Origin of the sequence: Streptomyces sp. NPDC058221, from assembly GCF_042882365.1 — a bacterium.
Taxonomy (GTDB): Bacteria; Actinomycetota; Actinomycetes; order Streptomycetales; family Streptomycetaceae; genus Streptomyces.
Genome location: NZ_JBHVWF010000226.1, coordinates 1 through 8,823 on the forward strand (window position 1 = coordinate 1; position 8,823 = coordinate 8,823).

Genomic DNA, 8,823 nt, shown 5'->3' on the forward strand with positions numbered 1-8,823 from the left:
CTCCAGCACCCTGCGCCGGCCCGACTGCGGGGTGTCCATGAGCGAGTCGTCGCCCAGCGCGAGGAGGTCGAAGGCGACCAGAGCGGCCGGGGTCTGCTCGGCCAGCAGCCGGACCCGGGAATCGGCGGGGTGGATGCGCTCACTGAGCCGGTCGAAGTCGAGCCGGCCCTCGTACGCGATCACGATCTCGCCGTCGACGACACAGCGCGGCGGGAGATTCTCCCGGAGCGCGCCGACCAGCTCGGGGAAGTAGCGGGTCAGCGGCTTTCCGGTGCGGCTCCCGATCACCACCTCGTCGCCGTCCCGGTGCACGATCGCCCGGAAGCCGTCCCATTTGGCCTCGTACTGCATGCCTGGCGGAATCCGTTTCACGGACTTGGCGAGCATTGGCTTCACAGGTGGCATCACCGGGAGGTCCATGACTCGATTGTGAACCGTGCGGCGACCGGAGTCTCCCGATATGCGCCATATGTGCGCCCGGCCTACCGTGGCCGACATGGCAGCAGCGGGCAAAGCGGTGGAGCTGGAAGCGGCCGGACGGCCCGTCCGGCTGTCCAATCCGGACAAGGTCTACTTCCCGGACAAGGGCTACACGAAGAGGGACGTGGCCGAGTACTTCCTGGCCGTGGGCCCCGGGATCCTCCGTGCCCTGCGCAACCGGCCCACCACCCTCCAGCGGTTCGTGGACGGCGTCGAGGGCGAGTTCTTCTACCAGAAGCGGGCCCCGAAGAACCTTCCCGACTGGATCCCCACGGCCGAGATCGCCTTCCCGAGCGGCCGCAGCGCCCGGGAGATGTGCCCCACCGAGGTGGCCGCGGTCATCTGGGCGGCCAACCTCGGCACGCTCACCTTCCACCCGTGGCCGGTGCGGGGCGGGGACACCGAACACCCCGACGAACTGCGCATCGACCTCGACCCGCAGCCCGGCACCGACTACGCGGACGCGGTCCGGGCAGCCGTCGAACTGCGTTCCGTCCTGGAGGAGCACGGGCTGCGCGGCTGGCCCAAGACCTCCGGCGGCCGCGGCATCCATGTCTTCGTCCCCATCGAGGCGCGCTGGACGTTCACCGAGGTCCGCCGGGCGGCCATCGCAGTGGGGCGCGAGCTGGAGAGCCGGATGCCCGACCGGGTGACCACCGCCTGGTGGAAGGAGGAGCGCGGCGAGCGGATCTTCGTCGACTACAACCAGACCGCCCGGGACCGGACGATCGCCTCCGCCTACTCGGTACGGCCCTTCCCGCACGCCCCGGTCTCGGCCCCCCTGCGCTGGGAGGAGATCGAGGATGCCGAACCCCGCGACTTCGACCTCCGGACCATGCCGAAGCGGTACGCGGAACAGGGCGATGTGCACGCGGACATGGACCAGGAGGCCTTCCGGCTCGACGCGCTGCTCGAACTCGCCGACCGCCACGAGGCCGACGGCGGCCCCGGCGACATGCCGTACCCGCCGGAGTACCCGAAGATGCCCGGCGAACCGAAGCGGGTCCAGCCGAGCCGCGCCCGACACGACGAGGACGACGAGACATGAGCGAGCCCGGCCCCGGACCGGCCGCACCCGGACCCGATCCCGCACCACCGCACGGAGCGCACGGCCGGCCGCTGACCCGGGGACAGAAGTGGGCGGCGTACAAGGAGTCGCCCTACTTCCCGGCAACGGTCCTGCTGTTCATCCTCGCGGCCGCCGCCGGGCTCTTCGCCGGCTCCTACACGTACGCGATGGCCAATCCGACCCCGCACAACATCCCGACGGCTGTGGTCAGCCAGCCGGACACCGCCCGCGGCAAGGAGTTCGTCGCCGCGATGGACAAGGCGCTGGACGCCTCCCTGGTCATCCACGTCTTCAAGACCCCCGCCGCGGCGCGTGAGGCGCTGGAGGAGCAGGAGGTCTTCGCGATCGTGCGGTCCGGGAGTGCCGGGGTGTCGCTCGACGTGGCCAGTGCCTCAGGGGCCGCCGTCGCCCAGCTGCTCGGGGAATCGGCGGTCAAGGTGGGGGACACGCTCGACATCAGGGTCTCCGTCACGGACGTCAAACCGCTCCAGAAGGGCGACCCGCGCGGACTCGCGCTCTTCTACATCTCACTCGCCGCCGTGATCATCGGCTTCGTCGGCTCCATCCAGCTGAGCGTGCACGCCAGAAGCCTGATCCCGCTGGAACGGATCGCGTTCACGATCGCCTACTCCCTGCTGGGAGCCTTCTCCATCGCCGCGGTGGTGGACTGGCTGCTGGGCGCCGTCGATCTGCCCTTCGCCGAGTCCTGGCTGATCCTCGCGCTCACCATGTTCACCTCGGGCATGGTCTTCACCATGTTCAACACCCTGATGGGGCGCTGGGCCATGCTCCCGACCTGGGGCCTGATGGTGATTCTCGGGAACCCGTCCTCCGGTGGAGCCGTGTCCTGGCCGCTGCTGCCGTCGCTGCTCGGGCACATCGGCCGCTGGCTGCCGCCCGGCGCCTCCGTCAACGCCCAGCACACCGCCGTCTACTACCAGGGGCATCAGCGGATCTTCCCGTTCCTGGTGCTCGCGGCCTGGTCGCTGGTCTCCATCACCGTCTTCTGGGTGTGGCGCCACCGGCACCCGGGAGGCCGCGACCACATGCCTGAGCATGCGGCCGCGGCCGGCTGAACAGTTCCCGGACGTCCGGGGTTACAGCTCCTTGACCCGGACATCCCGGTAGGAGACCACGTCCGAGGTGCTGTGGACCTGGAGCCCGATGTAACCGGAGGCGTACCGCCGGCCGTCGGTGCCCGGGTCGTCGTCCCGCGGCGGCTCGAAGAGCTGGCCGCCGTTGTTGTCGAACTCATTGAGCAGGACACCGTTGCGGTAGATCGAGTAGTGCTGGTCCACCACCCGGATCTCGTAGTCGTTCCAGGTGCCCTTGGGGGTGACCCCGGCGCCGCTGAGGCCCACCCGGTCGAATCCGTAGACGGAACCCGTCTTGTATATGTCGCCGTCCGGCCGGTCGTTGACCTGGATCTCATGGCCGTACTTGATGGCGACCCACTCCGGATTCGGTTCCTCCGGGTTGTCGTGGACGTTCGGGAAGCGCACGAACACACCGCCGTTGGCGTTGCCCGCGTCCGGGGCGTCGTCCCGCCACTGGAGCTTCAGCGAGAAGTCACCGTACTGCCGGCCCGGGAACCAGAGCATCCCCATGCCGTCCACCGTGGTGGAGCTGGTGATCGAACCCTCCTCCTCGTTCAGCGCGAACTGCCCGCCACCGACCTGCTCCCACTTGGCCAGCGATGCGGCCGTGCCGTCGAAGAGCTTGGTGTAGCCCTCGTCCTGGCCCGGCTTGCCGATCCCCGACTGCTTGGCGGCCTTGTAGATCTTCTTCTGCTCGCGGGCGTCGACCACACCGGCGGTGAAGAGCTGGTCGAGGACCTTGTCGACGTGCTTGAGGAACAGCGCGTGCGACGACCAGTCCTTCTCGTCCTCGATCAGCTCGTTGATCGTGCAGCGGTTGCCGGTGATCCGGTTGGGGACCCCGGTGTCGACGGTGCCCACGATGACGGTGAGCCGCTCGTCGAACTCCGGGCAGTTCGGCGCCGGTACGCCGCCGCTCTGCGCGACGGTGAACGACGTCTTCTTCGCCTCGGAGGTGTTGCCCGCCTTGTCCGTGGCCCGGTGGGCCACGGAGTGGTAGCCGACCCGGTCGACGATGACCGCGTCGGAGTAGGCGAGGAAGGGGCCGCCGTCGAGGGAGTACTCGACCTTGTCCACCCCGCTGTCGGCGTCGGTCGCGGTGACCGACACCGTGGCGCTCGTGAGGTAGGCGCCGTCGGAGTTCTTGTCACCCTCGACCTTCGCGGAGGTCTCCGGCGGCGTCGTGTCCTCGGCCGGCGGCTCGACGACGGTGAACTCCACGGCCTTCTCGGCGGCTGCGTTGCCGGCCTTGTCGGTAGCGCGGTAGCGGACCTTCTGCGCCCCCACCTCGTGCACCATCACGGGACCGGTGTACGGCTGCCAGGCACCGTCCGCACCGACCGCGTACTCGATGGTGTTGACGCCGGATCCGGTGTCGGACGCGGTCACGGTGACCGTCGCCATGCCCAGGTACTGGCCCTGGTCGTCCTTCTCACCGGAGACGGTCGCCGAGGTCTCCGGCGCCGTCGTGTCGTCCGTCGGCGGTGCGGCGACGGTGAACTCCGCCGTCTTCTCGGCGGCTGCGTTGCCCGCCTTGTCGGTGGCGCGGTAGCGGATGGCGTGTGCGCCGACCTCGTCCACGACGACGGGTGCGGTGTACGGCTGCCAGGCGCCGTCGGCCCCGACCGCGTACTCGACGGTGTCGACGCCCGAGCCCTCGTCGGTGGCCGCGAGGGTCACCGTCGCGGAACCGATGTAGGCGCCGTCGGCGTTCTTGTCCCCGTCGACCTTCGCCGAGGTCTCGGGTGCGGTGGTGTCGTCACTGCCGCCTCCGTCGGTCACGGTCAGGATGCCCTGCATCGCCTCGTGCCCCGGCATGGTGCAGTGGTAGAAGTACCGGCCGGGGGTGAGCGTGACCTCCGCGGTCTGCTTGCCGCCCTGGTCGTCGCCCGGGTTGGCCAGCAGATTCAGCGGGACGTCGTTGTTGTACTCCGGGTCCGAGACGCTGAAGGTCAGCGTGTGCGGCATCCCGGTGGTGTTCCCGGACCCCTCACTGTTCTCGAAGACGATGGTCGCCTTGCCGGCCACCGCCGTCTTCGGCGCGGACAGATAGTGGTCGATCGGGTCGCCGGCCGTCCAGGTGAGCACCTGGTCGGCCGCCGCGTCCACCGGGGCCGTCGTACGGCCGTAAGCCGCGGTCGACGTCAGCCCCAGCACCATCAGGAACGACCCCAGCAGCGCGAGCCACAGCCGCGCGGGCCGATACCGCCTTCGGAAGAAGATCGAACGGTGTCTCACTGCACTGCCGCCTTCCTGGCCAGGTCCTTGACGGCCGGGGTCGGTGCGCCGCCCTTGTACGTCACACGCCACAGCGCGGACTTGGAGTCGGAGGTGAAGAAGCCGCGCCCGTAGTCCAGTACGTACAGCGAACCGTCCGGGGCGAACTTCCAGTCCATCAGGTTGCGGATGCCGTCCGCGCCGACCGGGATGATCTCCTTCAGAGACTCGGCGTGTGTGGGCAGACCGCCCTTGCCGACCGTCTTCGGGTCGGTGAGCACGGCGTGCCGCGGCTGGGTGTCGTCGTAGAAGTCGCCGACGAACCACTTGCCGTCCCAGTAGGAGGGCCACTTGTCGGCGCCGGCCTTCGCGTCGTACCGGTAGACCGGGCCGTTCATCGTGGCCTGGCCGCCGCCCTTGAGCCAGGGCAGCAGTTCCTTCTGGTCCTCCACCTTGTAGCTCGGGATGCCGTTCTCGTCGCGCGGGTAGTCCACGCCACCGCCCTGCGGCGAGTACCAGATGTTGTTGGACGTGATCGGCGGCAGGTTCACCAGGCCGTCGTTGTTGGGCGACTCGTTCTTGGGGTGGTCGCAGTCGTACCAGCCGAGCGGCTTGCTCGGATCGGGCAGATTGCGGTCCCGGTAGGGCTGCTTGTTGCCCATGCAGTACGGCCAGCCGCGGTTGCTCGCCTGGGTGATCGCGGCGAACGTGTCGTACTTGGCCGGACCCCAGGTGGTGCTCGGCTCGCCCGCGTCGGGGCCGACCCAGCCCGCGTACAGCGTGTCGGTCGACTTGTCGACCGAGATCCTCGCCGGGTTGCGCACCCCCATCACGTAGATCTCGCCGCGGGTCTTGCCGCCGCCCTCGTCCGTCTCCTTGCCTGTGAAGAGATTGCCCTCGGGCAGGGTGTAGGTGCCGTCGTCCTCGGGGTGGATCCGCAGGATCTTCCCGTTGAGGTTGTTCGTGTTGCCCGCGGTGCGCCTGGCATCGGAGAACGAGACGCCCTTGTAGTTCGGCTCCGGGTTGTTGCCCGAGTAACCGTCGCTGAACTGCGAGGAGTTGTTGTCACCGGCCGCGATGTACAGGTTGCCCTTGGAGTCCCACGCCATGCCGCCGCCCGCGTGGCAGCAGCTGTGGATCTGGACCGGCCAGTGCAGCAGCACCTTCTCGGAGGACAGATCCAGCTTGTTGGTGGCCAGGTCCATCGTGAAGCGGGAGACCTGACGGACCGCCATCTGCTTGTCGCGGTCGATCTTGTCGTGGGGTGTGTAGTGCAGATACACCCAGCCGTTCTTCTCGAAGTCCGGGTCGAGCTCGATGCCGAGCAGCCCCTCCTCGACCTTGACCAGCTCGTCGCCACCGCCCTTGTTGCCGAACACCGTCAGCTCTCCGGCGAGGGTGACCTTCTTGGTCTTCGGGTCGTAGACATGGATCTGGCCAAGACCCTTGCCGACGTTCGGGTCGGCCCAGTCGGTCACGACCGGCACGCTGCTGTCGGTGCCGCCGCGGCCGATGTACAGCACGCGTCCGTCAGGGGCGGTCACCAGTCCGTGCGGTTCACCGATCTGGTCGTTCTTGCCGGGCTGGTTGGGCTGGGTGACGCGCTCCGCCTTGTAGTTGGAGGTGATCGTCGCCTTGCAGTCGGCCTGCGAGATCCGGGTCGTCCAGTCGAGGGCGCCACGCAGGTGGTCACGGAAGTCGGCCTCCGCGAAGCTGTCGACCGTACCGCCCATCGCGGTGTAGAAGGACCGTCCGCCGTCGTAGTCACGGCACCAGGAGACCGGGTGGTCCCAGCCGTTGGCGCTCGCCCCCGGCTTGTAGGTGATCTCCCGCACGCGCGCCACCGTGTGCACGTCGCCGGACGGATTCTCCGTCCAGTTCAGCCACGTGTCGGGACGCTTCCACTCCAGCGGGAGGTTCTTGGTGGCCGGGTGCTGCCGGTCACCGATCTCCACCGTCGCACGCTGCACGGAGGTGGGGCTGTCGGCGGCCGGACGGGCACCGACCAGACCGGTGAACCAGTCCGAGTACGGCTCGGTGCGCGCCGCGTCATGGATGCCGAGGAAGCCGCCGCCGGCCTCCATGTACGCCTCGAGACCGGCCTCCTGCTCCGGATCCAGAACGTCTCCACCGCCCGTCAGGAAGACGACGGCGTTGTACGTGCCGAGCTTCTTGCCGTTGGTGAAGACGGCCGGGTCGTCACTGGCCACGGTCTTGAACCGGCCCGACTCCGGCCCGGTGAGCCCGATCTTCTCGATCGCCGCGATGCCGGCGTCGACCGTCGGGGACTCCTCGGACGCGGAGGCATGGAAGACCAGAACCTTCACGTTGGCGCCGCCGGGCGGCGACGGCAGGGACAACGTTGTCGCCAAGGACTCCTGCGGTCCGGGATACGGCCTGGCACTGGCGGCATTGCCGCCGAGCAGGGATGCGGTCAGTGCGCCGGCCGCTACGGCCGCCGCAAGTCCGCGTCGCGATCTGGACCTGTGATGTGGTGTGCGCTGCATGTGGTCACCCACCCCTCTTTGGTCACTGCAACAGCGCATGAAGCTAGACCTCTTTTCGCGACTCGCCAATAGCTATGGCAGCAATGAAACGAACTTTGTCCTTAGTGTGGATAAACGAAGATCCCCGGGCTACGGTATGGCCCGTCCCCGAGGCCTCCCGTGTCCGTCGGCGTCGACCACCCTGACCTGCGTACCTCCGCGCCGCGTGCCGTAGTTGTCTTGGCTTTCTCCGCAACACCCGTCTGAAAGTGGGGAGTTCGACATGGATCGCAGGAGCTTCAACCGGCGGATTCTGATGGGCGGCGGGGTGGCGGCCGCGGCCGGCGTGACATCGTTGTCCCTCGGCGCGATCGAGGCCACATCGGCCGAGAACCCGCCCCGGACGGCGCCGGCGGGGGGTGTGGTCCGCCATCTCAAGATGTACGCGGAGAAGTTGGCGGATGGTCAGATGGGGTACGGCTTCGAGAAGGGGAAGGCCTCCATCCCGGGCCCGCTCATCGAGATCAACGAGGGCGACACCCTGCACATCGAGTTCGAGAACACGATGGATGTGGCGGCCAGTCTCCACGCGCACGGCGTCGACTACGACATCGCGAGCGACGGCACGCGGATGAACAAGAGCATCGTCGAACCCGGCGCGACCCGTACGTACACCTGGCGCACCCATGCCCCGGGCCGGCGCAAGGACGGCACCTGGCAGGCGGGCAGCGCGGGTTACTGGCACTACCACGACCACGTCGTCGGCACCGACCACGGCACCGGCGGTATCCGCAAGGGGCTCTACGGGCCGGTGATCGTCCGGCGTGAGGGCGACATCCTGCCGGACAAGACGATCACGATCGTCTTCAACGACATGCTGATCAACAACAAGCCCGCCGACAAGAGCCCCGACTTCGAGACCACGGTGGGGGACCGGCTCGAAGTCGTCATGATCACGCACGGCGAGTATTACCACACCTTCCATGTCCACGGTCACCGTTGGGCCGACAACCGAACGGGCCTGCTCACCGGCCCCGAGGATCCGACCCGGGTCATCGACACGAAGATCGTCGGGCCGGCTGACTCCTTCGGCTTCCAGGTCATCGCCGGTGAACACGTGGGCGCGGGCGCGTGGATGTACCACTGCCATGTGCAGAGCCATTCCGACATGGGCATGGCCGGCATGCTGCTGGTCGCCAAGGCCGACGGGACGGTGCCGGGACACGAGGCGCACGCGATGTCGTCGCACGCCACGAAGTCCCCGGACGCGAAGAAGCCGGACGAGAAGAAGCCGGATGCCAAGACGCCGGACAAGGGTGCGGCGCACGAGGGGCACCAGGCCGTGTCGTGACGTACGGCATCCGGGAGTCAGCCGGTCCCATGGAGTGGCGCCGTACCCAAGCGCGCACACCACCGCTGAACGGGGTGTCCGTCAACGGGGAACGGGCCGCCCGCCCGGGTCACGACCCAGGCG

5 protein-coding genes and 1 pseudogene are annotated in these 8,823 nt (G+C 68.4%); 3 read left to right on the top strand and 3 right to left on the bottom strand.

What is annotated here, in order from left to right; translation table 11 throughout:
* Positions 1–420 (bottom strand): annotated as a pseudogene (locus tag ACFVW8_RS36965) (ATP-dependent DNA ligase); the annotation flags it as partial.
* A gap of 97 nt (positions 421–517) precedes the next feature.
* On the opposite strand from ACFVW8_RS36965, the gene ligD reads away from it, so the two are divergent.
* Positions 518–1,528 carry a non-homologous end-joining DNA ligase gene (gene ligD, locus ACFVW8_RS36970; RefSeq protein WP_389698047.1) on the top strand — a complete coding sequence of 337 codons (1,011 nt, stop codon included), beginning with the start codon at positions 518–520 and terminating at the stop codon, positions 1,526–1,528.
* The gene (locus ACFVW8_RS36975) at positions 1,525–2,625 is read left to right on the top strand and encodes an ABC transporter permease (RefSeq protein ID WP_389698039.1); all 1,101 of its coding nucleotides are present in this window, start codon (positions 1,525–1,527) and stop codon (positions 2,623–2,625) included. The genes ligD and ACFVW8_RS36975 overlap by 4 nt, the downstream gene beginning before the upstream one ends.
* Before the next feature lie 21 nt (positions 2,626–2,646).
* Here the strand turns inward: ACFVW8_RS36975 and ACFVW8_RS36980 are convergent, their stop codons facing one another.
* Both ACFVW8_RS36980 and ACFVW8_RS36985 read right to left on the bottom strand, forming a co-directional pair.
* Positions 2,647–4,884, bottom strand: a complete 2,238-nt coding sequence (locus ACFVW8_RS36980) for an OmpL47-type beta-barrel domain-containing protein (RefSeq protein WP_389698041.1) — start codon at positions 4,882–4,884, stop codon at positions 2,647–2,649.
* On the bottom strand, positions 4,881–7,370 hold the full coding sequence (locus ACFVW8_RS36985; RefSeq protein ID WP_389698043.1) for a ThuA domain-containing protein: 2,490 nt from the start codon (positions 7,368–7,370) through the stop codon (positions 4,881–4,883). Before ACFVW8_RS36985 ends, ACFVW8_RS36980 begins: the two co-directional genes overlap by 4 nt.
* A 262-nt stretch (positions 7,371–7,632) precedes the next feature.
* Between ACFVW8_RS36985 and ACFVW8_RS36990 the strand changes: the two genes are divergently transcribed.
* Positions 7,633–8,700, top strand: a complete 1,068-nt coding sequence (locus tag ACFVW8_RS36990; RefSeq protein WP_389698045.1) for a multicopper oxidase domain-containing protein — start codon at positions 7,633–7,635, stop codon at positions 8,698–8,700.
* The last annotated feature ends 123 nt before the right edge of the window (positions 8,701–8,823 follow it).